The sequence below is a fragment of the Kitasatospora sp. NPDC059571 genome (genome assembly GCF_042735675.1).
In the GTDB taxonomy this organism is placed as follows: Bacteria; Actinomycetota; Actinomycetes; order Streptomycetales; family Streptomycetaceae; genus Kitasatospora.
Window position 1 is genome coordinate 11,666 of record NZ_JBHWBW010000008.1, and the last position, 25,979, is coordinate 37,644.

The 25,979-nt window shown below is 72.1% G+C and carries 20 protein-coding genes; all 20 read right to left on the reverse strand.

Going from position 1 to position 25,979, the window contains the following annotated elements; genetic code table 11:
* Nucleotides 1–45: 45 nt before the first annotated feature.
* The 20 genes from ACFV0G_RS02520 to ACFV0G_RS02615 all read right to left on the reverse strand — a co-directional run bounded on the left by ACFV0G_RS02520 (nucleotide 46) and on the right by ACFV0G_RS02615 (nucleotide 25,941).
* Nucleotides 46–1,089: a 2-oxoacid:ferredoxin oxidoreductase subunit beta gene (locus tag ACFV0G_RS02520; RefSeq protein WP_380540338.1), complete on the reverse strand. Its 1,044-nt coding sequence runs from the start codon at nucleotides 1,087–1,089 to the stop codon at nucleotides 46–48.
* On the reverse strand, nucleotides 1,086–3,056 hold the full coding sequence (locus ACFV0G_RS02525; protein ID WP_380540341.1) for a 2-oxoacid:acceptor oxidoreductase subunit alpha: 1,971 nt from the start codon (nucleotides 3,054–3,056) through the stop codon (nucleotides 1,086–1,088). Before ACFV0G_RS02525 ends, ACFV0G_RS02520 begins: the two co-directional genes overlap by 4 nt.
* A 177-nt stretch (nucleotides 3,057–3,233) precedes the next feature.
* Nucleotides 3,234–4,286: a hypothetical protein gene (locus tag ACFV0G_RS02530; RefSeq protein ID WP_380540344.1), complete on the reverse strand. Its 1,053-nt coding sequence runs from the start codon at nucleotides 4,284–4,286 to the stop codon at nucleotides 3,234–3,236.
* A complete protein-coding gene (locus ACFV0G_RS02535; protein ID WP_380540347.1) occupies nucleotides 4,283–6,196 on the reverse strand; it encodes a glycosyltransferase family 2 protein in 1,914 nt (637 codons plus the stop codon). The genes ACFV0G_RS02530 and ACFV0G_RS02535 overlap by 4 nt, the downstream gene beginning before the upstream one ends.
* Nucleotides 6,193–8,445 (reverse strand): hypothetical protein, encoded by a 2,253-nt coding sequence (locus tag ACFV0G_RS02540; RefSeq protein WP_380540350.1) that lies wholly within the window; start codon nucleotides 8,443–8,445, stop codon nucleotides 6,193–6,195. The genes ACFV0G_RS02535 and ACFV0G_RS02540 overlap by 4 nt, the downstream gene beginning before the upstream one ends.
* A gap of 173 nt (nucleotides 8,446–8,618) precedes the next feature.
* Complete coding sequence (locus tag ACFV0G_RS02545) at nucleotides 8,619–9,278, reverse strand: LuxR C-terminal-related transcriptional regulator (RefSeq protein WP_380540420.1); 660 nt, start codon at nucleotides 9,276–9,278, stop codon at nucleotides 8,619–8,621.
* A gap of 39 nt (nucleotides 9,279–9,317) precedes the next feature.
* Nucleotides 9,318–10,331, reverse strand: a complete 1,014-nt coding sequence (locus tag ACFV0G_RS02550) for a polyprenyl synthetase family protein (RefSeq protein WP_380540353.1) — start codon at nucleotides 10,329–10,331, stop codon at nucleotides 9,318–9,320.
* A gap of 247 nt (nucleotides 10,332–10,578) precedes the next feature.
* Nucleotides 10,579–12,210, reverse strand: coding sequence for an NADH-quinone oxidoreductase subunit NuoN (gene nuoN / locus ACFV0G_RS02555; RefSeq protein WP_380540356.1), 1,632 nt, complete (start codon nucleotides 12,208–12,210; stop codon nucleotides 10,579–10,581).
* Nucleotides 12,207–13,826 (reverse strand): NADH-quinone oxidoreductase subunit M, encoded by a 1,620-nt coding sequence (locus tag ACFV0G_RS02560; protein WP_380540359.1) that lies wholly within the window; start codon nucleotides 13,824–13,826, stop codon nucleotides 12,207–12,209. Before ACFV0G_RS02560 ends, nuoN begins: the two co-directional genes overlap by 4 nt.
* A 37-nt stretch (nucleotides 13,827–13,863) precedes the next feature.
* Nucleotides 13,864–15,762, reverse strand: a complete 1,899-nt coding sequence (gene nuoL / locus ACFV0G_RS02565; RefSeq protein ID WP_380540362.1) for an NADH-quinone oxidoreductase subunit L — start codon at nucleotides 15,760–15,762, stop codon at nucleotides 13,864–13,866.
* 14 nt (nucleotides 15,763–15,776) lie between these two features.
* Nucleotides 15,777–16,076, reverse strand: a complete 300-nt coding sequence (gene nuoK / locus ACFV0G_RS02570) for an NADH-quinone oxidoreductase subunit NuoK (protein WP_380540365.1) — start codon at nucleotides 16,074–16,076, stop codon at nucleotides 15,777–15,779.
* On the reverse strand, nucleotides 16,073–16,921 hold the full coding sequence (locus ACFV0G_RS02575; protein WP_380540368.1) for an NADH-quinone oxidoreductase subunit J: 849 nt from the start codon (nucleotides 16,919–16,921) through the stop codon (nucleotides 16,073–16,075). Before ACFV0G_RS02575 ends, nuoK begins: the two co-directional genes overlap by 4 nt.
* Nucleotides 16,918–17,502, reverse strand: a complete 585-nt coding sequence (nuoI, locus tag ACFV0G_RS02580) for an NADH-quinone oxidoreductase subunit NuoI (protein WP_380540371.1) — start codon at nucleotides 17,500–17,502, stop codon at nucleotides 16,918–16,920. Before nuoI ends, ACFV0G_RS02575 begins: the two co-directional genes overlap by 4 nt.
* A 6-nt stretch (nucleotides 17,503–17,508) precedes the next feature.
* On the reverse strand, nucleotides 17,509–18,834 hold the full coding sequence (nuoH, locus tag ACFV0G_RS02585) for an NADH-quinone oxidoreductase subunit NuoH (RefSeq protein ID WP_380540374.1): 1,326 nt from the start codon (nucleotides 18,832–18,834) through the stop codon (nucleotides 17,509–17,511).
* A complete protein-coding gene (locus ACFV0G_RS02590; protein WP_380540377.1) occupies nucleotides 18,834–21,269 on the reverse strand; it encodes an NADH-quinone oxidoreductase subunit G in 2,436 nt (811 codons plus the stop codon). The genes nuoH and ACFV0G_RS02590 overlap by 1 nt, the downstream gene beginning before the upstream one ends.
* On the reverse strand, nucleotides 21,266–22,624 hold the full coding sequence (nuoF, locus tag ACFV0G_RS02595) for an NADH-quinone oxidoreductase subunit NuoF (RefSeq protein ID WP_380540380.1): 1,359 nt from the start codon (nucleotides 22,622–22,624) through the stop codon (nucleotides 21,266–21,268). The genes ACFV0G_RS02590 and nuoF overlap by 4 nt, the downstream gene beginning before the upstream one ends.
* Nucleotides 22,624–23,364, reverse strand: coding sequence for an NADH-quinone oxidoreductase subunit NuoE (gene nuoE / locus ACFV0G_RS02600; protein WP_380540383.1), 741 nt, complete (start codon nucleotides 23,362–23,364; stop codon nucleotides 22,624–22,626). The genes nuoF and nuoE overlap by 1 nt, the downstream gene beginning before the upstream one ends.
* Nucleotides 23,361–24,692 carry an NADH-quinone oxidoreductase subunit D gene (locus ACFV0G_RS02605; RefSeq protein WP_380540387.1) on the reverse strand — a complete coding sequence of 444 codons (1,332 nt, stop codon included), beginning with the start codon at nucleotides 24,690–24,692 and terminating at the stop codon, nucleotides 23,361–23,363. The genes nuoE and ACFV0G_RS02605 overlap by 4 nt, the downstream gene beginning before the upstream one ends.
* Complete coding sequence (locus ACFV0G_RS02610; protein ID WP_380540390.1) at nucleotides 24,692–25,390, reverse strand: NADH-quinone oxidoreductase subunit C; 699 nt, start codon at nucleotides 25,388–25,390, stop codon at nucleotides 24,692–24,694. Before ACFV0G_RS02610 ends, ACFV0G_RS02605 begins: the two co-directional genes overlap by 1 nt.
* A complete protein-coding gene (locus ACFV0G_RS02615; protein ID WP_380540393.1) occupies nucleotides 25,387–25,941 on the reverse strand; it encodes a NuoB/complex I 20 kDa subunit family protein in 555 nt (184 codons plus the stop codon). Before ACFV0G_RS02615 ends, ACFV0G_RS02610 begins: the two co-directional genes overlap by 4 nt.
* Between the last annotated feature and the right edge of the window lie 38 nt (nucleotides 25,942–25,979).

Genomic DNA, 25,979 nt, shown 5'->3' on the forward strand with positions numbered 1-25,979 from the left:
GCCCCCGCACGGTGCGTGCGGGGGCCGTAGGGCGTTCGGGGCGGGCTAGACCACCGTCCAGGTGTCCTTCCCGGTGAGCAGGGCGCCGAGGTCGCCGGCGCCCTGCCGGGCGACGGCGCCGTCCAGCTGCTCGGCCATGAGGGTGTCGTAGACCGGCCGCTCGACGCTGCGCAGCACCCCGATCGGGGTGTGGTGCAGGGTGTCGGCGTCGGCGAGGCGGGTGAGGGCGAAGGCGGTGGCGGGGCCGGCGGCGCGCGCGTCGTGGACGAGCAGCTGCGCCTCGTTCTCCGGGGTGACGGTGTCGACGGTGAGTTCGCCGTCGGGCCGGCGGAAGACGCCGCGGTCGGTGCCGAAGCGGATCGGCCTGCCGTGTTCGAGGCGGATCAGCGCCTCGTCGCGGGTGGCGGGCTCCTTGAGGACCTCGAAGGCGCCGTCGTTGAAGATGTTGCAGTTCTGGTAGATCTCCACGAGGGCGGTGCCCTGGTGCTGCGCGGCGGCGCGGAGCACGTCGGTGAGGTGCCGGCGGTCGGAGTCGATGGTGCGGGCGACGAAGGTGGCCTCCGCGCCGAGGGCCAGCGAGAGCGGGTTGAACGGCGCGTCGAGCGAGCCCATCGGCGTCGACTTGGTGATCTTGCCGATCTCGCTGGTGGGCGAGTACTGACCCTTGGTCAGGCCGTAGATCCGGTTGTTGAACAGCAGGATCTTCAGGTTGACGTTGCGTCGCAGGGCGTGGATGAGGTGGTTGCCGCCGATGGAGAGGGCGTCGCCGTCGCCGGTGACGACCCAGACGCTGAGGTCGCGCCGGGAGGTGGCGAGGCCGGTGGCGATCGCCGGGGCGCGGCCGTGGATGGAGTGCATCCCGTAGGTGTTCATGTAGTACGGGAAGCGCGAGGAGCAGCCGATGCCGGAGACGAAGACGGTGTTCTCGCGGCGGATGCCGAGTTCGGGCATGAAGGCCTGGACGGCGGCGAGGATGGCGTAGTCGCCGCAGCCGGGGCACCAGCGCACTTCCTGGTCGGTCTTGAAGTCCTTGGCGCTCTGCGGGGCGTCGGACTTCGGGACGAGGCGCAGGGCGGGGAAGTCGGTCATCGGGTCTCCTGCGCGTCGAGGGTGCCGATCGCCGCCTGCAGGACGTCGGCCAGTTGGGCGGCCTTGAACGGCAGGCCGCGGACCTGGTTGTAGGACTGGGCGTCGACGAGGTACTTGGCCCGCAGCAGCAGGGCGAGCTGGCCGAGGTTCATCTCGGGGACGATGACGCGGTCGTAGGCCTTCAGCACCGCGCCCAGGTTGGCGGGGAAGGGGTTGAGGTGGCGCAGGTGGGCCTGGGCGACGCGGCCGCCGTCGGCGCGGACCCGGCGGACGGCGGCGGTGATCGGGCCGTAGGTGGAGCCCCAGCCGAGGACCAGCACGCGGGCCTCGCCGCTCGGGTCGTCGACCTCGACGGGCGGGACGGCGACGCCGTCGACCTTGGCCTGCCGGGTGCGGACCATGAAGTCGTGGTTGGCCGGGTCGTAGGAGATGTTGCCGGTGCCGTCCTGCTTCTCGATGCCGCCGATGCGGTGTTCGAGGCCGGGGGTGCCGGGGACGGCCCAGGGGCGGGCCAGGGTGTGCGGGTCGCGCTTGTACGGCTGGAAGACCCGGCTGCCGTCCGGCTCGGCGTGGTTGGGTTCGGTGGCGAACTCGACGGTGAGGTCGGGGAGTTCGTCGACCTCGGGGATCCGCCAGGGCTCCGAGCCGTTGGCGAGGTAGCCGTCGGAGAGGAGCAGGACGGGGGTGCGGTAGGTCAGCGCGATGCGGGCCGCCTCCAGGGCGGCGGTGAAGCACTCGGCGGGGGTGGCGGGGGCGACGATCGGCACCGGGGCCTCGCCGTTGCGGCCGAACATGGCCTGGAGCAGGTCGGCCTGCTCGGTCTTGGTGGGCAGGCCGGTGGAGGGGCCGCCGCGCTGGATGTCGACGACCAGCAGCGGGAGTTCCAGGGAGACGGCGAGGCCGATCGTCTCGGACTTCAGCGCCACGCCGGGGCCGGAGGTGGTGGTGACGCCCAGCGCCCCGCCGAAGGCCGCGCCGAGGGCCGCGCCGATGCCGGCGATCTCGTCCTCGGCCTGGAAGGTCCGTACGCCGAAGTTCTTGTGCTTGGAGAGCTCGTGCAGGATGTCGGAGGCCGGGGTGATCGGATAGGAGCCGAGGAACAGCGGCAGGCCGGAGCGGGTGGAGGCGGCGATCAGGCCGTAGGACAGCGCGAGGTTGCCGGAGATGTTGCGGTAGGTGCCGGCGGGCAGCCGGGCGGGCGGGATCTCGTAGGAGACCGCGAAGTCCTCGGTGGTCTCGCCGAAGTTCCAGCCGGCGCGGAAGGCGAGGATGTTGGCCTCGGCGATGTCCGGCTTGGCGGCGAACTTCTGCCGCAGGAAGGCCTCGGTGCCGTGGGTGGGGCGGTGGTACATCCAGGACAGCAGGCCGAGGGCGAACATGTTCTTCGCGCGTTCGGCGTCCTTGCGGGCCAGGCCGCTGTCCTTGAGCGCTTCCAGGGTCAGCGTGGTCAGCGGCACCTTGTGCAGCCGGAAGGCGTCCAGTGAGCCGTCGGTCAGCGGGTCGGCCGGGTAGCCGACCTTGGCGAGGGCGCGCTTGGTGAACTCGTCGGTGTTGACGATGATCTCGGCGCCGTGCGGCAGGTCGGGCAGGTTGGCCTTGAGGGCGGCGGGGTTCATCGCGACCAGCACGTTCGGCGCGTCGCCGGGGGTCAGGATGTCGTGGTCGGCGAAGTGCAGCTGGAAGCTGGAGACGCCCGGCAGGGTGCCGGCGGGGGCCCGGATCTCCGCGGGGAAGTTCGGCAGGGTCGACAGGTCGTTGCCGAAGGACGCCGTCTCCGAGGTGAACCGGTCACCGGTGAGCTGCATGCCGTCGCCGGAGTCGCCGGCGAACCGGATGATCACCCGGTCCAGGCGGCGGGTGGGCTTGACCGGCCGTCCCTGCCGGGCCGAGGGCGGTGCGGACCCCGGCCGGCCCTCGCTCCCGTCCGAACCGTCCACTGCCTCTGACTGATCGACCTGACTGGTCACTGCCGCGGACCTCCTCGTGGACGCCAGCCGCGGGCGTGAGCCGTGTGCCCCGTCCGCCTGGTGCACCAATCGCATCCTAAGACGGCCGGGGATCACTGGACCGGAACTCGGGCCATCGGCGGTGTCCGGAACGGGACGGCGGGCCGGTGACCGGCCCGTTCCGGCGCCGGAAGGGGGTCAGGCCATCCGTTTGGCGTAGATGCTCGCCAGCCGGTTGCCGTCCGGGTCGATCGAGGCGAAGCCGAACGCGAGGCGCTCCGGCCCGCCGTTGCCGTCCGGGAGCAGCACCGCGACGCCCTCGGGCTCCCGGAACGGCAGCTTGAGGCCGTCGGTGATCAGCCGGGACTCCACCACCCGCCCGCCGCGCACGGCCATGTCGGTGCAGGTCAGGTAGGCGTTGCCGCGCTGCTCGGCGGTGTTGGCCTCGCTGTACGGGTTGCCCTCCAGGGTGTAGAGGGTGCTGCCGTACACGGCGAAGCCCTGGGAGTCCGGGTGCGGGTTCTGCGCGGTGGCGTGCGGCGGCGGGGCGGGCAGGTCGTAGCGGACGGCCGGGCGGCCGGCCTTCACCGAGGCCAGGTCGAGGACGCGGAAGCGGACCGCCCCGGCGCGGCTGTAGCGCACCGCGAGCTGGCCGAAGCGGGTGTCGACGCTGCAGGTCAGCCGGGTGCCGCCGGGGACGATGTCCCAGGTCCTGACGGTGCGGTCGCCACTGCCGACGGTGGCGCCGTCCTCGAACCGCAGCCGGGCGATCCGGCGGCCCCAGGCGCTGCGGCCGGTGACCGCGGGGTCGGTCTCCACCCAGACCCAGGTGCCGTCGCCGTCCGGTTCGACGCCGATCTGGCCGCCGTGGCCGAAGCCCTGGAGGACCATCTCGCCGTCGAGGTCGCCGTCCAGGGTGAGCCGGGACAGCCGCAGGTTGCCCTCGGCGCGCTTCTGGATCTGGGCGACCAGGATCCGGCCGTTGGGCACGTCGAAGCCGAACGACTGCATGACGGTCGCGGAGCCCGCCAGCGGGACCTGGCGGACCAGCGGTTCGGAGGCCGCCGACAGGGTGAAGCGGGGGCCGATGTCGCCCGGGGTCGCCACATCGGCGCTCGTGTCCGCGCCGGACCGGGCGGCCGGGCGGCGGCCCGCCGCGGCGACCAGGGCGGATCCGCCCGCGGCGAGCGCGCCGAGGGCGCCGCCGGCCGCGAGCAGCCGCCGACGGCCGATCGGGCGCCTGCCGGTCACACGGCCTCCGCGGCGGCCGTCCAGTGCCCGGCCGCGGTCCTGCCCAGCCGGATCCCGAGGTCGGCCGCGCGGGTGGTGCGGCCGTCCTGGAGGACGCCGACGGCGAGGGCGAGCGGGCCCGGGGCGGCGGGCACGGCGGCGGCGAGGTCCAGGACGGCCTGGCCGGGGATCCGGTCCGGGGCGATCTCGCCGGCCACCCGCAGCGGCTCGCCGCCGTCGCCGGCGCTGAGCTCGACGGTGACCGGGACAGGGCCGGGCGCCGGTGCGAGGTCCAGCGGGACGCGCACCCGGAGCACGCCGCCGGCCTCCGCGATCAGGATCCGGTCCGGCTCTCGGACGGCCGTCCGCAGCCCGGCCAGGGTGCCCGGCGCGATCCGGACGCTGATGTTGCCGTTCTTCGTCCAGTACGGCGCGACGAAGGTCCCGTCGGCCAGGAAGGCGGGCCGCAGCAGGGTGTCGGCCAGCGGGCTGCGGTCCTCGCCGATCCGGCGGGCGCGGGCCCAGCCGCAGCTGTCCAGCACCGCGCTGAGGTCCCACAGGCCGGTGACCGGTGAACCGTGGTCGAGCGCCGCGGGGTCGAGCAGCACCGTCGCGTCGGCCTGGACGGCGACCAGCGGCAGGCCGGCGGCGCCGTGGCCGAGGGCGACCGTCGAGGCGCGGTGGTCGGCGGTCTCCAGGTAGAGGTCCCAGGCCTCCTCGCGCGGGCGGGCGTGGGCGCGCACGCCGGTGGCGGGGAGTTCGGCGGTGACGTCGGCGGCCTCGGCGACGCCCGGCAGGGCGAGCAGCGGGGCCGGCAGGTCCCAGCGGATCCGGTCGCCGTCCAGCACGAACCTGACCGCGGTGCGCTCCCCCGCCCGGTCCTGGCGGACCAGCAGGCTGCTGACCCGCAGCGCGAGCCGGCCGTCGCGCCAGCCGGCCGAGGTGATCCTCGTCTGGTGGGTGACGACCGCCTCGTGCCGGGCCAGGGTCTGCAGGTCCGCGGGCCGGCCGGAGCGCAGCACGGCGGAGCGGACCCGCGGGCCGGCCGGCAGGTGGCGGTCGACGGACGGGGCGATCCGCGCCTGCACCAGCGCGCCGATCTCCTGGTGGCGCGTGCGCATCGCCGCGTCGTTGAGTTTCAGCACCCGGGCGTCCAGCCGGTCGAGCAGGAGGTCCTGGTAGAGCCGGGCGACCAGGGCGTCCTGGGCGGGCCCGGGGGCCACCTGCTGCTGGACCAGCTCGATGAGCGACGCGGCGGAGCGCACGTGGTCGGCGAGCGGGACGGCCGGGGCGGCCTTGCGGGCCTCGTCGCGCACCCAGTGGTAGCAGGTGCGGTCGTGCAGCACGGCGACGGACCGGGCGGCGAGGTGCGCGCGGAGCGTGAAGTACTCGTCGGCGAGCGGGACGGGCCCCTCGGGGAAGCGCAGCCCGTGCCGGTCGAGGAAGGAGCGCCGGAACAGCTTGTGCGGTGTCAGCGACTGCAGCAGGACGGGGTCGGCCACGAGGTGGCCGCGCTCCATCGGGGCCGCGAAGACGTCCCGGGGCACGGTGCGCCCGTGGCCGGCGGTACGCGGCACGACGATGTCGGCGTCGCACTGCACGGCCTTGTCGTAGAGGCGTTCCAGGGCGTCCGGGGCGATCCGGTCGTGGTCGTCGACGAACAGCACGTACTCGCCGCGGGCCGCCTCCAGGCCGAGGTTGCGGGGCCGGCCGGCGGAGCCGCTGTGCTCGGCCTCGACCACCGTGATGTTGCGGGTGAACGCGGTGTCGCCGCGGAGCGTGTCGGGGGTGCCGTCGGTGGACCCGTCGTCGACCAGGATCACCTCGTACGCGTCGGACGCCATGGTCTGGTCGCGGAGCGAGGCCAGGGTCGCCCAGTAGCGGGGGCCGCAGTCGTGGGTGGGGACGACGACGGTGACCTTCACCGTCATCGCAGGCCGTCCCGGGGGTCCGCGGGGTACGCCGGGTACGCGTCGCCGCCGTAGCCGGGCCGGGCGGGCTGCGGGTACCCCTGCGGGCCCTCGCCGGGCCCGCCGAAGTGCGTGTACTCCTCGTAGTACCCCGGCTGGTAGCCGTGGTCGGGGAAGGGCGAATAGGCGTCGGCGGAGCGGTTGAACCAGCCGAACGGCTCGGCGTGGTCGGGCTGCTCCGGCACCGTGTCGAGCAGGTGCCCGCCCTCCTCCAGGGAGCGCTCCCAGGCCTGCGCGGCGGCCTTGTCGGCGAGGTCGCCGACGGCGGCGTTGAAGCGCTGCATGGAGGTCGGCCGGTCGGGGCCGAGCACGTACTCCTTGAGGGTGCGCCGGTAGGGCGCCATGGGGTCGTGCCACGGGCTGCGCACGGAGTCCAGGATCGCCGGGAGCCGGGTGCACTCGCGGTCGAGCAGGTAGGCGCCGCCCGCAGTGGTGTACGCGGCGCGGAACTCGTCGTCGGGCAGGTTCGCCGCGTTGGTCAGCACGTACGGCTTGAGGCTGGCGACGAAGTCGGCGACCACGCTGGAGACGTCGCTGATCAGGATGTCGGCCTGGTTGAAGCACTCGTAGAGGGAGGGCAGCGTCTTGAGGATGACGTTGTGCCGGACGGGCCCGCGGGTCTCCCAGAAGACCCGGTGCCACTCGTCGTAGAGCTGCTGCCAGGCGCCCGCGTCGTCGCCGCCGCGCACCAGCCGGGCCTCGCGGGTCTGCTGGGCGTCGTCCCCGGTGCGGTTGCGGCCGGAGAGCTCGTCCATCCGGGCCTGGATCTCCTGGAGCCGGGCGCGGGAGCCGGCGACGGCCGCGGCGGTCGCCTTGGCCTCGCGGCTGCGGTTGTCGGCGCGCAGCATGGCCTGGATCCGCTGGTCGGCGGCGGCGGCCTGCGGGGAGCGGCGGCCGGTCAGCGGGTGCGGCTTGTAGATGACGCGGACGTTCTCGGCGAGCAGCTTCTTGATCAGTGGGACGCCCATCGGGATGAGCGAGGTGTGGCAGTCGTCGTCGCTCCAGCCCTCCCAGGTGGGGGCGTAGAGCACGACCGGCAGCGGGCCGGGGCGGTGCTCCTGGTGGAGCCGGATCGGTGCCAGCTGCGGGCGGCCGACCTCGACGATGGCGTCGTTGGTGATGGCGTGCCGGACGCGCTTGTAGCGGTCGCGGCCGGCCCGGCCGGCCACCCAGATCTCGTCGTAGACCTTGCTGACGCGGTTGCTGCTGGCGAGCTTGTCGCTGTCGCCGTGGCCGATGAAGACGTGCTTGGCCTCGGCGACCCGGAGCATGTGGACGTTCTTGCCGGCGTTGCCGGGGTAGAGCACGACCCGGACGTCGTCGAGGGCGATCTCGGCCAGGTCGTCGGCCTTGGGGACGCAGACGACGGGCAGCCGGGTGCGGCTGAGGAAGCGGAAGGCGCCGCGCTCGCGCAGGATGATCACCGCGCGGCGGTCGAGGCTCTCCAGCGTCTCGATCCACATGTTCACCTGGTACATGAAGTCCTGGGAGACCGCGGCGAAGCTGAAGTAGAGGGCCACCTCAGGGCGGTAGGCGGCGAGCTGCTCGTTGACGGCGGCGATGACCTGCTCGCGGCGGGGCATCCGGCGGGCCCGCCGGAAGTGCACCAGCAGGGCGAGGATCGCGAGCAGCGGCAGGGTCACGGTCAGCGCGTAGCCGGCCTCGGTGATCCGCCACTGCTGGGTGACCAGGCCGATCGCGAGGCCGAGGTTGGCGGGCACGTCGAGGTGCAGCAGCTTGCGCAGGTAGCGGTCGTAGAGGAAGGCCGGCGGGCTCTTGGGGATGCCGAGGCCGCCCATGTCGAGGTTGCGGACCACGATGGGCAGCACCCGGCCGATGCGGATGGTGCGGTGCAGCGCGGTGTAGAGCATCAGCAGGACGAACTGGATGCCGGTGACCACGAGCGCGGCGATGACCAGGGCGTTCGGGGCGTCGACCCGGTCGGCCAGCACGATGAGCATGGCGGACCGGGCGAGGAAGCGCATGATGCGGTTGAGCCGGAAGGTCGCCAGCCGGCCGATGAAGTCCGGCTCCTTGCTGTGCAGCCACTCGTCGGTGAGGTAGCTCAGCGCGGCGGCGGCGAGGAAGGCCCGCTCGGCCGGGATCAGCGCGAGCACCGGGAGGGCGGCGAAGGAGAGGCCCATCAGCGACGCGAGGAGGAAGCCGCCGGTCGTCCGGATCCGGAGGATGGCACGTATACGGCGGATCATCTGGGGACCTCCGGGCACGCACGGTCCACGACCACTGGTCGCACTTCTGCCTCATCTCCGCATCTCCGCGCACCGCGCGTCCCGTCGGTAGTTCAACGGTGCATTATAGGTAAACGAACGGCATATGTCTCACCATCTTTTCATCTGGTGGACACCCGTTGTTTGCCAGGAGATTACGAACCCAGGTACGTCAGCACGGCGAGCACCCGCCGGTGGTCGTCCGCGCCCTGGGCCAGGCCCAGCTTCAGGAAGATGCTGCTGACGTGCTTCTCCACGGCGCCGCCGGAGACCGTGAGCCGGCGGGCGATCGCCGCGTTGGTGCGGCCCTCCGCCATCAGGCCCAGCACCTCGCGCTCCCGCGGGGTCAGCCCCTCCAGCACGTCGCCCCGGCGGCTGCGGCTGAGCAGCTGCTGCACCACCTCGGGGTCGAGCACGGTGCCGCCCTCGGCGACCCGCTGCACCGCGTCCACGAACTCGCGGACCTCGGCGACCCGGTCCTTCAGCAGGTAGCCGACCCCCCGGCTGGACCCGGCGAGCAGCTCGCCGGCGTACCGCTCCTCGACGTACTGGGAGAACACCAGCACCCCGAGCCCCGGGTACAGGCCGCGCAGCGCCACGCAGGCGCGCACGCCCTCGTCGGTGTGGGTGGGCGGCATCCGGACGTCGGCGACCACCACGTCCGGCAGACCGCCGGCCTCGGCGAGCGCCTGCACCGCGCGCAGCAGGGCCTCGCCGTCGCCGACGGCGGCCACGACCTCCAGCCCGCGGTCGGTGAGCAGCCGGGTCAGGCCCTCCCGCAGGATGACGGAGTCCTCGGCGATGACGACGCGCAGCACGCAACAGCCCCCTTCGGTGCGGCCCGGACGGCCGGTTCACATGGTGCGGATCGCCACCGCGTCGCACAGGCCCTGGAGGGCCGCCTTCGCCGGGCAGTCGGGCAGCGGCTCCAGCAGCGCGCGGGCCTCCTCGGCGTAGCGCAGCGTCTCCCGGCGGGCGCGCTCCAGCGCCGGGTGGCGGCGCAGCAGGCGCAGGGCCTCGGCGTGCAGCTCGTCGTCCTCGGCGAGGTCGCCGGCGAGGAGCTCGCGCAGCCGCAGGTCGGCCGGGTCGTCGTCGTCGACCGGGGTCTGGCGCAGCAGCAGCACGGGCAGCGTGGGAACGCCCTCGCGCAGGTCGGTGCCGGGGGTCTTGCCGGACTCGTGGCCGTCGCTGGCGATGTCGAGGACGTCGTCGGCGAGCTGGAAGGCGGTGCCCATCCGCTCGCCGTACTGGGTGAGGATGTCGACGACCCACGGCTCGGCGCCGGACATCAGCGCGCCGAAGCGGCAGGAGACGGCGACCAGCGAGCCGGTCTTGCCGGAGATGACGTCCAGGTAGTGCTGGAGCTGGTCGTCGCCGGGGCGCGGGCCCGCGGTCTCCAGGATCTGACCGGTCACCAGACGCTCGAAGGCGTCGGCCTGGATCCGGACGGCCTCCGGGCCGAGGTCGGCGAGGACCTGCGAGGCACGGGAGAAGAGGAAGTCGCCGGTGAGGATGGCGACCGAGTTGTCCCAGCGGGAGTTGGCGCTCGGGGCGCCGCGGCGCACGGGGGCCTCGTCCATCACGTCGTCGTGGTAGAGCGTGGCGAGGTGGGTGAGCTCGACGACGACCGCGGCGGGCACCACGCCGGGCGCGTACGGATCGCCGAACTGGGCGGCCAGCATGACCAGGAGGGGGCGGAAGCGCTTGCCGCCGGCCTCGATGAGGTGACTGGCGGTCACGGTGATGAAGGGAACCTCGCTCTTCACCGCCTCGGCCAGGGCCGTCTCCACGGCGTCCATCCCGGTCTGGACGTCGCGGGTCAGATCGCGGTCCTGCACGCTCAGCCCGAAGGGCCCCACGACGGTCACGAAGACCACTCCTGTCCCTGGTCGATCCAGCGGCCCCGGTCCCTTGCTGCCGCCCTCAGCACGTGCCCCTGCACGTACTAGGCAGCGTATCCGGTCACGAGTGGATCACTGCACGGGGCATGCGCCCCTCTCCGTCGGCCTTCGGCCGAGTGGGGCCGTCCGCCGTACGGTCCCGGCCGAACGGCCCCCGCCGTTCGGCGGGGGCCGGGTGCCCGGTCGGCCCGGGGGTGTCGCCCGGGCCGCTGACCTAGCGGACGAAGAGCGAGGCCTTCGACGCCAGGTCCAGGAAGTACTGCGGCAGCAGGCCGAGGCCGAGGGTGACCAGCACGCCGACGCCGATGGCGGTGGCGGTGAGCGGGCTGGGCACGGCCACCGAGGGGCCCTGCGGCTGGGGGTCGGAGAAGAACATCAGCACGATCACGCGGATGTAGAAGAACGCCGCGACCGCCGAGCTGAGCACACCGACCACGACCAGCGGCGTGGCGCCGCCCGCCGCGGCGGCCTGGAACACCGCGAACTTCCCGGTGAAGCCGCTGGTCAGCGGGATGCCGGCGAAGGCCAGCAGGAAGAGCGCGAAGACCGCGGCGACCAGCGGGGAGCGCCGTCCGAGCCCGGCCCAGCTGGACAGGTGGGTGGCCTCCCCCTTGGAGTCGCGGACGAGGGTGACCACGGCGAAGGCGCCGAGCGTCACGAAGGAGTACGCGAGCAGGTAGAAGAGGACGGCGCCCAGGCCCTGCTTGCTGGTCGCGATCAGGCCGGTGAGGATGAAGCCGGCGTGCGCGATCGAGGAGTAGGCGAGCAGCCGCTTCACGTCCTGCTGGGTGACCGCGAGGATCGCGCCGACCACCATGGTGAGGATCGCCACACCCCACATGACGGGCCGCCAGTCCCACTTGAGGCCGGGGAAGGCCACGTAGAAGAGGCGGAGGAAGGCGCCGAACGCCGCCGTCTTGGTGGCCGCCGCCATGAAGCCGGTGACCGGGGTCGGCGCGCCCTGGTAGACGTCCGGGGTCCAGGAGTGGAACGGGACGGCGCCGACCTTGAAGAGCAGGCCGACCGCGAGCATCGCCAGGCCGATCAGCAGCAGCGCGTCGTTCTGGGTGGTGACGGCGAGCGCCGGGGTCATCGGGGCGACCCCGGAGACCACGTCCGCGATGTCGCCCAGCTGGACGCTGCCGGCGTAGCCGTACAGCAGCGCCGTGCCGAACAGGAAGAACGCCGAGGCGAAGGCGCCGAGCAGGAAGTACTTGACCGCCGCCTCCTGGGAGAGCAGCCGGCGGCGCCGGGCCAGCGCGCAGAGCAGGTAGAGCGGGAGGGAGAAGACCTCCAGCGCCACGAACATGGTCAGCAGGTCGTTGGCGGCGGGGAAGAGCAGCATGCCGCCGACGGCGAAGAGGGTGAGCGGGAAGACCTCGGTGGTGGCGAAGCCGGCCCGGGTGGCGTCCCGCTCCTGCTCGCCGCCGGGGACGGCGGCGGCCTGGGCGGCGAACGCGTCCACGCCGTGCCCGTTGAGGCGGGGCTCCAGCCCGCGCTCGGCGTAGGTGAGGACGGCCAGCACCGCGGTCAGCAGGATGACGCCCTGGAGGAAGAGCGCCGGGCCGTCGATCGCCACCGCGCCCATCGCCAGCAGGCCGGCCTTGGTGGTGCCGTAGCCCTGGGCGGCGAGCACGACCACGGCGGCGAACGCGCCGCCGAGGCCGAGCAGCGAGACGCCGATCTGCGCGGTGTGGCGCAGCCGGCGGGGCAGGAACGCCTCGACGAGGATGCCGACGACCGCTGCGGCGAACACCACCAGCATCGGGGAGAGCTGGCCGTACTCGATGTGCGGGGCCGGGATGCTGGGGCTGTTGCCGCCCGCAGCTGCGAGCCATCCGGTCACCGGTGCTCACCTCCGTTGCTGGTGGCGGCGACCGGGTGGGCCGGTGCCGGGTCGGTCTGGTGGACCTGGGAGAGCGTGGCGTCCACCGCCGGGTTGACGATGTCGGTGAGCGGCTTGGGGTACACGCCGAGCAGCAGGGTCAGCGCGATCAGCGGCGCCACCACGGCGAGCTCGCGGACCTTCAGGTCGGACATGCCCTCCATCCGCGGCTTGACCGGGCCGGTCATGGTGCGCTGGTAGAGCAGCAGGGCGTAGAGCGCGGCGAGCACGATGCCGAAGGTCGCGATGATGCCGATCGCCGGGTACCGGCTGAAGGTGCCGACCAGGACGAGGAACTCGCTGACGAACGGCGCCATGCCGGGCAGCGACAGGGTGGCCAGGCCACCGATCAGGAAGGTGCCGGCGAGCACCGGGGCGACCTTCTGGACGCCGCCGTAGTCGGCGATCAGGCGCGAGCCGCGGCGGGAGATCAGGAAGCCCGCGACCAGCATCCACGCGGCGGTGGAGATGCCGTGGTTGACCATGTAGAGGGTCGCGCCGCTCTGGCCCTGGCTGGTCATCGCGAAGATGCCCATGATGATGAAGCCGAAGTGCGAGATGGAGGCGTAGGCGACCAGCCGCTTGATGTCCTTCTGCCCGATGGCGACCAGGGCGCCGTAGACGATGCCGATCAGCGAGAGCACCAGGATCGCCGGGGCGAAGGTCTTGGAGGCGTCCGGGAAGAGGCCGAGGCAGAACCGGAGCATCGCGAAGGTGCCGACCTTGTCGACGACCGCGGTGATCAGGACGGCCGTCCCGGCGGTGGACTCGCCCATCGCGTTCGGCAGCCAGGTGTGCAGCGGCCAGAGCGGGGCCTTGACCGCGAAGGCGAAGAAGAAGCCGAGGAACAGCGCCTTCTCGGCGGTCGGGTCGATGACCAGCTTGCCGTCGGCGATGGCGCCGGTGAGGGTCGGCAGGTCGAAGGTGGCGAGGTTCTGGTCGGCGGCGATCACGTACAGGCCGATCACCGCAGCGAGCATCACCAGGCCGCCGAGCAGGTTGTAGAGCAGGAACTTGACCGCGGCGTAGCTGCGCTGCTTCCCGGCGTCCGGGCCGCCGGCGCGGTCGCCGAAGCCGCCGATCAGGAAGTACATCGGGATCAGCATGGCTTCGAAGAAGACGTAGAACACGAAGACGTCGGTGGCCAGGAAGGACACCAGCACCATCGCCTCGACGGCCAGGATCAGGGCGAAGAAGCCCTGGGTGCGGCGGCGGTTCTCGAAGGTGCCGTCGGGGCGGGGCTCCGGATCGGCGTCGTGCCAGGAGGCCAGCATCACCAGCGGCACCAGGACCGCGGTGAGCAGGGCCAGCACGGCGCCGATGCCGTCCACGCCGAGCGAGAAGCTGATCCCGAAGGAGCGGATCCAGCTGTGCGACTCGGTCAGCTGGTAGCGCGGGCCGCCGGGTTCGAAGTCGGCGGCGATCGCGGCGGTCAGCGCGAGGGTCGCGGCGGAGACGGCCAGTGCGACGGCCTTGGTCGTGCGGCGGCGTGCCTCGCTGGAGCCGGCCGGCAGGGCGGCGGTGACCACCGCGCCGGCGGCGGGGACGGCGCAGGTGGCCGTCAGCAGGTAGCTCATGGCCGGCCTCCCTCAGCAGTCATCATGTGTCGTCCCATCAGACGGACCTCATCAGCAGGGTGGTGGCGACCAGCACGAGCGTGCCGCCGAACATGGAGAGCGCGTAGGAGCGGACGAAACCGGTCTGCACCCTCCGCAGGCGGCCGGAGAGGCCTCCGATGGCGGCGGCCAGGCCGTTGACGAAGCCGTCCAGGCCGCGGCTGTCGAACCAGACCAGGGTGGCGGCGAGCGCGGTGCCCGGCCGGACCAGCACGGCGTGGTTGAAGTCGTCCTGGAGCAGGTCGCGCCGGGCGGCGCGGGTGAGCGCGGAGCCCACCGGCGGGGTGACCGGGACGCGGGTGCGCACGTACATGGCGTAGGCGAGGCCGACGCCGGCGAGCATGCAGAGCGTGGTGAGGCCGGTGACGACGCCGGCCGGGATCGGGGAGTCGCCCTCCGCGAAGCCGGTGACCGGCTCCAGCCAGTGCACGAAGGAGTCGCCGATGCTGAACAGGCCGCCGGCGAGGACGGAGCCGGCCGCGAGGAGCACCATCGGCATCGTCATCACGCTCGGCGACTCGTGCGGGTGCGGCTCGGCGCCGGTCTCGGGGTCGGGCTGCCAGCGCTTCTCGCCGAAGAAGGTCAGCACCATCACGCGGGTCATGTAGAACGCGGTGACGGCCGCGCCGATCAGGGCGCACAGGCCGAGGATCCAGCCCTCGGTGCCGCCCTTGCCGAACGCCGCCTCGATGATCTTGTCCTTGGAGAAGAAGCCGGACAGGCCGGGGAAGCCGATGATCGCGAGGTAGCCGAGGCCGAAGGTGGCGAAGGTGACCGGCATGTACTTGCGCAGGCCGCCGTAGTGGCGCATGTTCACCTCGTCGTTCATGCCGTGCATGACCGATCCGGCGCCGAGGAAGAGCCCGGCCTTGAAGAAGCCGTGGGTGACCAGGTGCATGATCGCGAAGACGTAGCCGATCGGGCCGAGGCCGGCGGCCAGCACCATGTAGCCGATCTGCGACATCGTCGAGCCGGCCAGCGCCTTCTTGATGTCGTCCTTGGCACAACCGACGATCGCACCGAAGAGCAGGGTGACCGTGCCGACCACGACCGTCACGGTCTGCGCGTCCGGAGCCAGGTTGAAGATGGCCGAGGAGCGGGTGATCAGGTAGACGCCGGCGGTCACCATGGTCGCCGCGTGGATCAGGGCGGAGACCGGGGTCGGGCCCTCCATGGCGTCGCCGAGCCAGGACTGCAGCGGCACCTGGGCGGACTTGCCGCAGGCGGCGAGCAGCAGCATCAGGCCGATCGCGGTCAGCCGGCCCTCGCTGGACTGCGGGGCGGCGGCGAACACCGGCCCGAAGGCGAACGAGCCGAAGGTGGTGAACATCAGCATGATCGCGATGGACAGGCCCATGTCGCCGACGCGGTTGACGATGAACGCCTTCTTGGCGGCCGTCGCGGCGCTGGGCTTGTGCTGCCAGAAGCCGATCAGCAGGTACGAGGCGAGGCCCACGCCCTCCCAGCCGACGTACAGCAGCAGGTAGTTGTCGGCCAGCACCAGCAGCAGCATGGCCGCGAGGAACAGGTTGAGGTAGCCGAAGAACCGGCGGCGCCGCTCGTCGTGGGCCATGTAGCCCACCGAGTAGACGTGGATCAGGGTGCCGACGCCGGTGATCAGCAGGACGAAGGTCATCGAGAGCTGGTCCAGCCGGAAGCCGACGTCGGCCTGGAAGCCGTTGACCGGGATCCAGCTGTACAGGTGCACGTTGACGGGCCGCTGATCGGTCGGCCGGCCGAGCATCTGGAAGAAGAGCACGGCGCCGAGGCCGAACGAGCAGGCGGCGGCCAGGGTGCCGAGCCAGTGGCCGAACCGGTCGAGCGCGCGCCCGCCGAGCAGCAGCAGAGCGGCGCCGGCCAGCGGGGCAGCGACCAGCAGCGGAATGAGTGAGTTCACCGTGGGCCCTCCGCCTACAGCTTCATCAGGTTGCTGTCGTCGACCGAGGCGGTGTGCCTGGTCCGGAAGATGCTCACGATGATGGCGAGGCCGACCACGACCTCGGCCGCCGCGACCACCATGGTGAAGAAGGCGATGATCTGACCGTCCAGGTTGCCGTGCAGCCGGGAGAAGGTGACCAGCGCGAGGTTCGAGGCGTTGAGCATCAGCTCGACGCACATGAACAGCACGATCGCGTTCCGCCGGATCAGCACACCGGACGCACCGATGGTGAAGAGCAGGGCGGCGAGATAGAGGTAGTTGACGGGGTTCACTCCTCGCCCTCCTTGGTCGAGGCGGCGGTCTCCAGCGTCCGGCGCGGCTCGGGCGGCGCCGGCCGGGAGGAGGCGGCGCGGCCGAGGAAGTAGGCCGTGGTGTCCTCCAGTTCGGCCATCCGCTGGAGCATCTCCTGGCTGACGTCGCGGATCTGGCCGCGCTCGCGCAGGGTGCCCATCACGGAGTCCTCGGCGATGGTGCCGTCCGGCAGCAGGCCGGGGACGTCGACCGCGTTGTGCCGGGCGTAGACGCCGGGCGCGGGCATCGGCGGCACCTGCAGGTTGTCCCGCACCCGCTGGGCGGCCAGCTCGCGCTGGGTCTTCGGGGCGGTCACGTGCTCGCGGTGGGTGAGCACCATGGCGCCGATGGCGGCGGTGATCAGCAGCGCGCCGGTGACCTCGAAGGCCCAGACGTACTTGGTGAAGATCAGCCGGGCCAGGCCCTGCACGTTGCCCTCGGCGTTGGCCTCCGAGAGGCCGGTGAAGTGGCCGAGCTTCGCGTTGGCCAGGCCGGCCACCAGCAGCACGCCGAAGCCGAGGCCGCACAGGACCGCGGCCACCCGCTGCCCCTTGAGCTGCTCCTTCAGCGAGTCGGCGCTGGTGACGCCGACCAGCATCACCACGAACAGGAAGAGCATCATGATCGCGCCGGTGTACACGACGACCTGCACCACGCCCAGGAACACCGCGCCCTGGACGATGTAGCAGACCGCGAGCGCCAGCATGGTGGCGGCCAGGCAGAGCGCGCTGTGCACCGCCTTCTTCATCAGCAGCATGCCGAGCGCACCGCCGACGGCGATCACGGCGAGGATCCAGAACTGGACGGCCTCTCCGGTGGAGGTCATGACTGCACCTCCTTGTCCCTGCTCGTCCGCTCCTGCTGCTCGGTGCCGGGCGCCGCCGCCGTGATCTCGCCCCGGTAGTAGGCCTGTTCGTCGGCCCCGGGGAAGATGGCGTGCGGGCTGTCGACCATGCCCTCGGTGAGGCCGACCAGCAGCTGCTCCTTGGTGAAGATCAGGTCGGCCCGCGAGGAGTCGGCCAGCTCGTACTCGTTGGTCATGGTCAGCGCCCGGGTCGGGCAGGCCTCGATGCACAGCCCGCACAGGATGCAGCGGGCGTAGTTGATCTGGTACACCGCGCCGTACCGCTCGCCGGGCGAGTAGCGCTCCTCGTCGCGGTTGTCGGCGCCCTCCACGTAGATGGCGTCGGCCGGACAGGCCCAGGCGCACAGCTCGCAGCCGACGCACTTCTCCAGGCCGTCGGGGTGCCGGTTCAGCTGGTGGCGGCCGTGGAAGCGCGGAGCGGTGGGCTTCTTCTGCTCCGGGTACTGCTCGGTGAGCCGCTTCTTGAACATGGCCTTGAAGGTCACGCCGAAGCCGGCGGCCGGGCCGAGGATCGACGGCTTGGCGGTCTCGTCCGATGACATGTCGGCTCAGCTCCCTTCGGAATGGTCGGCCCCGTTGAGGGCGTCCTGGAGTTGCGGGGCGCGGCTGCGCCGGCGCGGGACGGGCGGGAGCTCCTGTCCGGGCAGCGGCGGCACGGGGTAGCCGCCCGCCATCGGGTCGAACGGGACCGGCTCGGCGGGCTCGGCGGCGGGCTTCTTGCGCAGCATGTCCCAGACCAGGGCGAGCAGCAGGACCGCCGCGATCGGCGCCCCGACGTAGAGCACGACCTTGGCGAAGTCGTAGCCCTCGTTGCGCAGCGCCCGGACGCTGGCCACCATCACCAGCCAGACCAGCGAGACCGGGATGAGCACCTTCCAGCCGAGCTTCATGAACTGGTCGTAGCGCAGCCGGGGCAGCGTGCCGCGCAGCCAGATGAAGAAGAACAGCAGCAGCTGGATCTTGATGACGATCCAGAGCATCGGCCACCAGCCGTGGTTGGCGCCGGCCCAGAAGGCCGAGATCGGCCAGGGGGCGCGCCAGCCGCCCAGGAAGAGGGTGGAGGCGACGGCGGAGACGGTGACCATGTTGACGTACTCGGCCAGCATGAACATCGCGAACTTCAGCGAGGAGTACTCGGTGTTGAAGCCGCCGACCAGCTCGCCCTCGGCCTCCGGGAGGTCGAAGGGCGCCCGGTTGGTCTCGCCGACCATCGCGATGATGTAGACGATGAACGAGACCGGCAGCAGGACCGCGAACCAGGTCGGCTGCTGGGAGGCGACGATCTCCGAGGTCGACATCGAGCCGGAGTAGATGAACACCGCCGCGAAGGACAGGCCCATCGCGATCTCGTAGCTGATCATCTGGGCGGAGGAGCGGATGCCGCCGAGCAGCGGGTACGTCGAGCCGGAGGACCAGCCGGCCAGCACGATGCCGTAGATGCCCACCGAGGCGGTGGCCAGGATGTACAGCAGGGCGATCGGCAGGTCGGTCAGCTGGAGCGGGGTGCGGGTGCCGAAGATCGACACCTGGTCGTCGGCCGGGCCGAAGGGGATCACCGCGAAGGCCATGAACGCCGGGATGGCGCTGACGATCGGGGCCAGGATGTAGACGACCTTGTCGGCCCCGGTGACGACCAGGTCCTCCTTGAGGGCCAGCTTCACGCCGTCGGCGAGCGACTGCAGCAGGCCCCAGGGGCCGTGCCGGTTGGGGCCGATGCGCAGCTGCATCCAGGCGACGACCTTGCGCTCCCAGACGATCGCGATCAGCACCGTGCCGACCAGGAAGGCGAAGACGAAGACCGCCTTGAGCAGCACCAGCCACCAGGGGTCGCGGCCGAAGAAGCCGAGGGTGTCGTAGGCAGCGAGAGTGTGCATCACGCCTCCTGTGCCGGGGCGATGGTGACCAGGTGGCCGACGGTGGTGCCGAGCGTGCGGTGGGCGCCGCCCGGGGTGGAGTTGAGCGGCAGCCAGACGGTGCGGTCCGGCAGGTCGTCGGTGACCTCCAGCGGGAGGACGATCGAGCCGGCCGGGCCGGTGACCCGCAGGGCGGCCGAGGCGCCGATCTCGGCGGCGGTGGCGGCCGAGATCCGGGCGACGACGGGGTGCCGGGTGCCGGCCAGGGCGTCGTCGCCGATCTGCAGCACGCCCTCGTCGAGGAGCATCCGGTGGCCCGCGAGCACGGCCTGGCCGGTGGCCGGGCGGGGCAGCGGGGCAGGGTGCGCGGCGGGGGCGGCCGGGCGGTCGCCCGCCCAGGGGGTGAACCGGTCGAGCTCGCGGCGGGCCGCGGCGGTGTCCGGCAGGCCGAGCGGCGTGCCGAGCGCGTCGGCGAGCATGTGCAGCACCCGCAGGTCGGGGTGGAGGTGGCGCTGCATCAGCTGGTCGGCCTTGAGTGCGGGTTCGAAGAGGCGGACCCGGCCCTCCCAGTCCAGGAAGGTGCCGGCCTTCTCGGCGACCGCCGCGACCGGCAGCACCACGTCGGCGCGGGCGGTGACGGCGGAGGGCCGCAGTTCCAGCGAGACCACGAATGCGACCCGGTCCAGGGCCTCCTCGGCGAGGGCCGGGTCCGGCAGGTCGTCCACCTCGACGCCGCCGACCAGCAGCGCGTCCAGTTCGCCGGCGGCGGCGGCGGCCAGGATCTGGTCGGTGTCGCGGCCGAGCCGGGACGGCAGGTCGGGCAGGCCCCAGGCGGCGGCGGCCTCGGCGCGGGCGGCCAGCACGGTGACCGGGCGGCCGCCGGGCAGCAGGCCGGGCAGGGCGCCGGCCTCGACCGCGCCGCGCTCGCCGGCCCGGCGCGGGATCCAGGCGAGCCGGGCGCCGGTGGCGTGGGCGAGCCGCAGGGCGGCGGTGAGCCCGCCGCTGACCGCGGCCAGCCGCTCGCCGACCAGGATGACCGAGCCCGGGGAGCGCAGTGCGTCGGCGGCGCGGCCCGCGTCGTCGGCGTGGACGTCCTCGCCGGCCAGCGCGGAGAGCCACTCGGCCTCGGTGCCGGGGGCGGCGGGCAGCAGCTTGCCGCCGAGCTTGGCCAGGCCGCGGGTGGTGTGGGTGGCGATCGCGTAGACCCGCTGGCCGCTGGCGCGGACGGCCTTGCGCAGCCGCAGGAAGACGATCGGCGACTCCTCCTCCGGCTCCAGGCCGGCGAGCAGGACGGCCGGGGCCTGCTCCAGGTCGCGGTAGGACAGTGCCTCGCCGCCGAGGTCGACGCCGCGGCCGGCGACGGCGGCGGCCAGGAAGTCGGCCTCCTCGCCGCTGTGCGTCCGGGCCCGGAAGTCGACGTCGTTGGTGCCGAGCACGGTGCGGGCGAACTTGGCGTAGGCGTAGGCGTCCTCGACGGTGACCCGGCCGCCGGTGAGGACGCCGGTGCGGGCGCCGCGCAGGCCCTCGGCGGCCCGGGCGAGGGCCTCGGGCCAGGAGGCGGGGGCGAGTTCGCCGTCCTCGCCGCGGACCAGCGGGGTCGCGATGCGGTCGCGTCGCTGGGCGTAGCGGAAGGCGAAGCGGCCCTTGTCGCAGCTCCACTCCTCGTTGACCTCCGGCTCCTCGCCGGCGAGGCGGCGCATCACCTTGCCGCGGCGGTGGTCGGTGCGCAGCGAGCAGCCGGCGGAGCAGTGCTCGCAGACGCTCGGTGAGGAGACCAGGTCGAACGGGCGGGAACGGAACCGGTAGGCGGCGGAGGTGAGGGCGCCGACCGGACAGATCTGGATGGTGTTGCCGGAGAAGTAGGAGTGGAAGTCGTCGCCCTCGCCGGTGCCGACCTGCTGGAGGGCGCCGCGCTCGACGAGGTCGATGAACGGGTCGCCGGCGATCTGCTGGGAGAAGCGGGTGCAGCGGGCGCAGAGCACGCAGCGTTCGCGGTCGAGCAGGACCTGGCTGGAGATCGGGACGGGCTTGGGGTAGGTGCGCTTCACGCCGTCGAAGCGGGTGTCCGCGTCGCCGGTGGACATCGCCTGGTTCTGCAGCGGGCACTCGCCGCCCTTGTCGCAGACCGGGCAGTCCAGCGGGTGGTTGATGAGCAGGAGCTCCATGACGCCGCGCTGGGCCTTCTCGGCGACGGGTGAGCTGAGCTGGGTCCGCACGACCATGCCCTCGGCGACCGGGATGGTGCAGGAGGCGACGGGCTTGCGCTGGCCCTCGACCTCCACGATGCACTGCCGGCAGGCGCCCGCGGGGTCGAGCAGCGGGTGGTCGCAGAAGCGCGGGATCTGGGTGCCGATCTGCTCGGCGGCGCGGATGACCAGGGTGCCCTTGGGCACCTGGACCTCGACGCCGTCGATGGTGAGCGTGACGAGATCCGTGGAGGTCTCGGTGACGGTCACGCGTGCACCTCCCTCTCGGTGGCGGACTCGTGGGCGTGGGGCCGCCCGGCCCAGACGGTGGAGGCGGCCGGGTCGAGCGGGCAGCGGCGCTCGGTGAGGTGCTGCTCGTACTCCTCTCGGAAGTACTGGAGCGAGGAGACGATGGGGCTGGCGGCGCCGTCGCCGAGGGCGCAGAAGGACTTGCCGTTGATGTTGTCGGCGATGTCGAGCAGCTTCTCCAGGTCGCCGCTCTCGCCCTGGCCGGCCTCGATCCGCTTGAGGAGCTGGACGAGCCAGTAGGTGCCCTCGCGGCAGGGGGTGCACTTGCCGCAGGACTCGTGGGCGTAGAACTCCGTCCAGCGGGTGACGGCGCGGACCACGCAGGTGGTCTCGTCGAAGACCTGGAGGGCCTTGGTGCCGAGCATGGAGCCGGCGGCGCCGACGCCCTCGTAGTCGAGCGGCACGTCGAGGTGCTGGTCGGTGAACATCGGGGTGGAGGAGCCGCCCGGGGTCCAGAACTTGAGGCGGTGCCCGGAGCGGATGCCGCCGCTGATGTCGAGCAGCTGGCGCAGGGTGATGCCGAGCGGGGCCTCGTACTGGCCGGGGTTGGTGACGTGGCCGGAGAGCGAGTAGAGGGTGAAGCCGGGGGACTTCTCGGTGCCCAGGCCCTTGAACCACTCCTTGCCGCGGCTGAGGATCGGCGGGACGGAGGCGATGGACTCGACGTTGTTGACCACCGTCGGGCAGGCGTACAGGCCGGCGATGGCGGGGAACGGCGGGCGGAGCCGGGGCTGGCCGCGGCGGCCCTCCAGGGAGTCGAGGAGGGCGGTCTCCTCGCCGCAGATGTAGGCGCCGGCGCCGGCGTGCACGGTGATGTCGAGGTTCACGCCGGAGCCGAGGATGTCCTTGCCGAGGAAGCCGGCCTCGTAGGCCTCGGCGACGGCGGCCTGCAGCCGGCGCAGGACGGGGACGACCTCGCCGCGCAGGTAGATGAAGGCGTGGTCGCAGCGGATCGCGTAGGAGGCGATGACCATGCCCTCGATGAGGGAGTGCGGGTTGGCGAAGAGCAGCGGGATGTCCTTGCAGGTGCCCGGCTCGGACTCGTCGGCGTTGACGACGAGGTAGTGCGGCTTGCCGTCGTTCTGCGGGATGAACTGCCACTTCATGCCGGTGGGGAAGCCGGCGCCGCCGCGGCCGCGCAGGCCGGAGTCCTTGACCAGGGCGATGACGTCGTCCGGCGGCATGGCGAGGGCGTTGCGCAGCCCCTGGTAGCCGTCGTGGCGGCGGTAGGTGGCCAGGGTCCAGGGGCGGTCGTCGTCCCAGGAGGCGGAGAGGACCGGCGTGAGGAGCTTCTCGGCCGGTTCTGCGGAGGTCATCACGCTTCCGTCCCTTCGTGCCGCGGGGAGACCACCTTGGTGCCGGAGGTGCCGGGCAGGGCCTCGCCCTTGGCGAGGCGCAGGCCCGCGAGCGAGGGGGCGCCGCCGGCGCCGGACTCGTCGACGGCGCCGTCGCGTCCGTCGGGGAAGCCGGCGAGGATCCGGGCGGTCTCCTTGAAGGAGCAGAGCCGGGCGCCGCGGGTGGGGCTGACCTCGCGTCCGGCGCGCAGGTCGTCGACGAGCCGGCGGGCGCTCTCGGGGGTCTGGTTGTCGAAGAACTCCCAGTTGACCATCACCACGGGGGCGTAGTCGCAGGCGGCGTTGCACTCGATGTGCTCGATGGAGATCGCGCCGTCGTCGGTGGTCTGGTTGTTCTCGATGCCGAGGTGCTGCTTGAGCTCGTCGAAGATCTGGTCGCCGCCGAGGACGGCGCACAGGGTGTTGGTGCAGACGCCGACGTGGTAGTCGCCGGCGGGCCTGCGGCGGTACATGGTGTAGAAGGTGGCGACCGCGGTGACCTCGGCGGTGGTGAGGTCGAGCTGCTCGGCGCAGAAGCGGATGCCGGTCGGGGTGACGCAGCCGTCCTCGGCCTGCACCAGGTGGAGCAGCGGGAGGAGGGCGGAGCGGGCGACCGGGTAGCGGCCGATCAGTTCGGCCGCGTCGGCGGCGAGGCGCTGGTGCACCTCGGCGGGGTAGGGCACGGCCGGCAGTGCCGGCAGCCCGAGTTCGACGTTGGTCACCGGTCCACGCCTCCCATCACCGGGTCGATCCCGGCCACTGCGACGATGACGTCGGCGACCTGGCCGCCCTCGCACATCGCCGCCATCGTCTGCAGGTTGGTGAACGAGGGGTCGCGGAAGTGGACCCGGTAGGGCCGGGTGCCTCCGTCGCTGACCACGTGCACCCCGAGTTCGCCCTTCGCGGACTCCACGGCCGCGTAGGCCTGGCCGACGGGCACTCGGAAGCCCTCGGTGACCAGCTTGAAGTGGTGGATCAGGGCCTCCATGGAGGTGCCCATGATCTTCCGGATGTGGTCGAGGGAGTTGCCCATGCCGTCGGGGCCGACGGCGAGTTGGGCGGGCCAGGCGATCTTCTTGTCGCCGACCATGACCGGGCCGGGCTTCAGCCGGTCGAGGCACTGCTCGACGATCCGCAGGGACTGCTTCATCTCCTCCAGCCGGATCAGGAAGCGGCCGTAGGAGTCGGCGGTGTCGGCGGTGGCGACGTCGAAGTCGTAGTCCTCGTAGCCGCAGTAGGGGTCGGTCTTGCGCAGGTCGTGCGGCAGGCCGGTGGCGCGCAGGATCGGGCCGGTGGCGCCGAGGGCGAGGCAGCCGGCCAGGTCGAGGTGGCCGACGTCGACGAGGCGGGCCTTGAAGACCGGGTTGGTGGTGGCGAGCTTGTCGTACTCGTGCATCCGGGAGCGGAAGAGGGCGACCGCTTCGCGGATCTGGTCGACGGCGCCGGGCGGGAGGTCCTGCGCGAGGCCGCCGGGGCGGATGTACGCGTGGTTCATCCGCAGGCCGGTGACCAGCTCGAAGATGTCCAGGATGAGTTCGCGGTCGCGGAAGCCGTAGATCATCAGCGTGGTGGAGCCGATCTCCATGCCGCCGGTGGCGAGCGCCACGAGGTGCGAGGAGATGCGGTTGAGCTCCATCATGAGAACGCGGATGACGTTGGCGCGCTCGGGGACGTCGCCGGTGATGCCGAGCAGCTTCTCGACGGCCAGGCAGTAGGCGGTCTCGTTGAACAGCGGGGTGAGGTAGTCCATGCGGGTCACGAAGGTGGTGCCCTGGACCCAGCTGCGGAACTCCATGTTCTTCTCGATGCCGGTGTGGAGGTAGCCGATGCCGCAGCGGGCCTCCTTCACCGTCTCGCCGTCGATCTCCAGGATCAGGCGCAGCACGCCGTGGGTGGACGGGTGCTGGGGGCCCATGTTGACGATGATCCGCTCGTCGTCGGCACGGGCGACGGCGTCGACGACCTCGCCCCAGTCGCCGCCGGTGACGGTGAAGACCCGCCCCTCGGTGGTCTCGCGGGCGCCCGCCTCTTCGAAGTGTTGGGTGCTCATCAGCTGTACGACCTCCGCTGGTCGGGCGCCGGGATCTGGGCGCCCTTGTACTCGACGGGGATGCCGCCGAGCGGGTAGTCCTTGCGCTGCGGGTGGCCCAGCCAGTCGTCCGGCATCATGATCCGGGTGAGGCCGGGGTGGCCGTCGAAGACCAGGCCGAAGAAGTCGTAGGTCTCGCGCTCGTGCCAGTCGTTGGTCGGGTAGACGCTGACGACGGACGGGACGTGCGGGTCGTCGTCGGGCGCGGTGACCTCGATCCGCAGCAGCCGGCCGTGGGTGATCGACCGCAGGTGGTAGACGGCGTGCAGCTCGCGGCCCTTGTCCCCGGGGTAGTGGACGCCGCTCACGCCGAGGCAGAGCTCGAAGCGGAGCGCCGGGTCGTCGCGGAGCGTGCGGGCGGTCTGCAGGAGGTGCTCGCGGGCGATGTAGAAGGTGAGTTCGCCGTGTTCGACGACGGTCTTCTCGATCACGTCGGCGAGGTCGAGGCCCTGTTCCTCCAGGGCGCCCTCCAGCTCGTCGGCGACCTCGTCGAACCAGCCGCCGTAGGGGCGGGTGCTCGCGGGCGGCAGGGCGATCGGGCGGCTGAGGCCGCCGAAGCCGGAGGTGTCGCCGGTGCCCTGGGCGCCGAACATGCCCTGGCGGCGGCCGACGACCTCGACCGGGATCTCCTTGCGGGTGACGGGTACCTGGTCGTTCATCGCAGCAGCCCCCGCATCTCGCTGACCGGGGTGGCGTGCAGGGCGATCTCCTCGGCCTGCTCCTCGGCGCGGCGGCGGTTCACGCCGAGCTTCTCGTGCTGGATCTTCTCGTGCAGCTTGATGATCGCGTCCATCAGCATCTCCGGGCGGGGCGGGCAGCCCGGCAGGTAGATGTCGACGGGGACGATGTGGTCGACGCCCTGGACGATCGCGTAGTTGTTGAACATGCCTCCGGAGGAGGCGCAGACGCCCATCGAGATGACCCACTTCGGGTTGGCCATCTGGTCGTAGACCTGGCGCAGCACGGGGGCCATCTTCTGGCTGACCCGGCCGGCGACGATCATCAGGTCGGCCTGCCGCGGGGAGCCGCGGAACACCTCCATGCCGAACCGGGCCAGGTCGTAGCGGCCGGCGCCGGTCGTCATCATCTCGATCGCGCAACAGGCCAGTCCGAAGGTGGCGGGGAAGAGCGACGCCTTCCGCACCCACCCTGCGGCGGCCTCCACGCTGGTGAGCAGGAAGCCGCTCGGCAGCTTCTCCTCGATACCCATCAGATCCCTCTCAATGCCCTCAAGTCCGGTGGCTTGTC

Excerpts from the sequence above, each read along its gene's own strand:
- ACFV0G_RS02520 (WP_380540338.1), bottom strand. The coding sequence starts at position 1,089 with ATGACCGACTTCCCCGCCCTGCGCCTCGTCCCGAAGTCCGACGCCCCG.
- ACFV0G_RS02535 (WP_380540347.1), bottom strand. The coding sequence starts at position 6,196 with ATGACGGTGAAGGTCACCGTCGTCGTCCCCACCCACGACTGCGGCCCC.
- ACFV0G_RS02540 (WP_380540350.1), bottom strand. The coding sequence starts at position 8,445 with ATGATCCGCCGTATACGTGCCATCCTCCGGATCCGGACGACCGGCGGC.
- ACFV0G_RS02560 (WP_380540359.1), bottom strand. The coding sequence starts at position 13,826 with ATGAGCTACCTGCTGACGGCCACCTGCGCCGTCCCCGCCGCCGGCGCG.
- ACFV0G_RS02575 (WP_380540368.1), bottom strand. The coding sequence starts at position 16,921 with ATGACCTCCACCGGAGAGGCCGTCCAGTTCTGGATCCTCGCCGTGATC.
- nuoI (WP_380540371.1), bottom strand. The coding sequence starts at position 17,502 with ATGTCATCGGACGAGACCGCCAAGCCGTCGATCCTCGGCCCGGCCGCC.
- nuoH (WP_380540374.1), bottom strand. The coding sequence starts at position 18,834 with ATGCACACTCTCGCTGCCTACGACACCCTCGGCTTCTTCGGCCGCGAC.
- nuoF (WP_380540380.1), bottom strand. The coding sequence starts at position 22,624 with ATGACCTCCGCAGAACCGGCCGAGAAGCTCCTCACGCCGGTCCTCTCC.
- ACFV0G_RS02605 (WP_380540387.1), bottom strand. The coding sequence starts at position 24,692 with ATGAGCACCCAACACTTCGAAGAGGCGGGCGCCCGCGAGACCACCGAG.
- ACFV0G_RS02610 (WP_380540390.1), bottom strand. The coding sequence starts at position 25,390 with ATGAACGACCAGGTACCCGTCACCCGCAAGGAGATCCCGGTCGAGGTC.
- ACFV0G_RS02615 (WP_380540393.1), bottom strand. The coding sequence starts at position 25,941 with ATGGGTATCGAGGAGAAGCTGCCGAGCGGCTTCCTGCTCACCAGCGTG.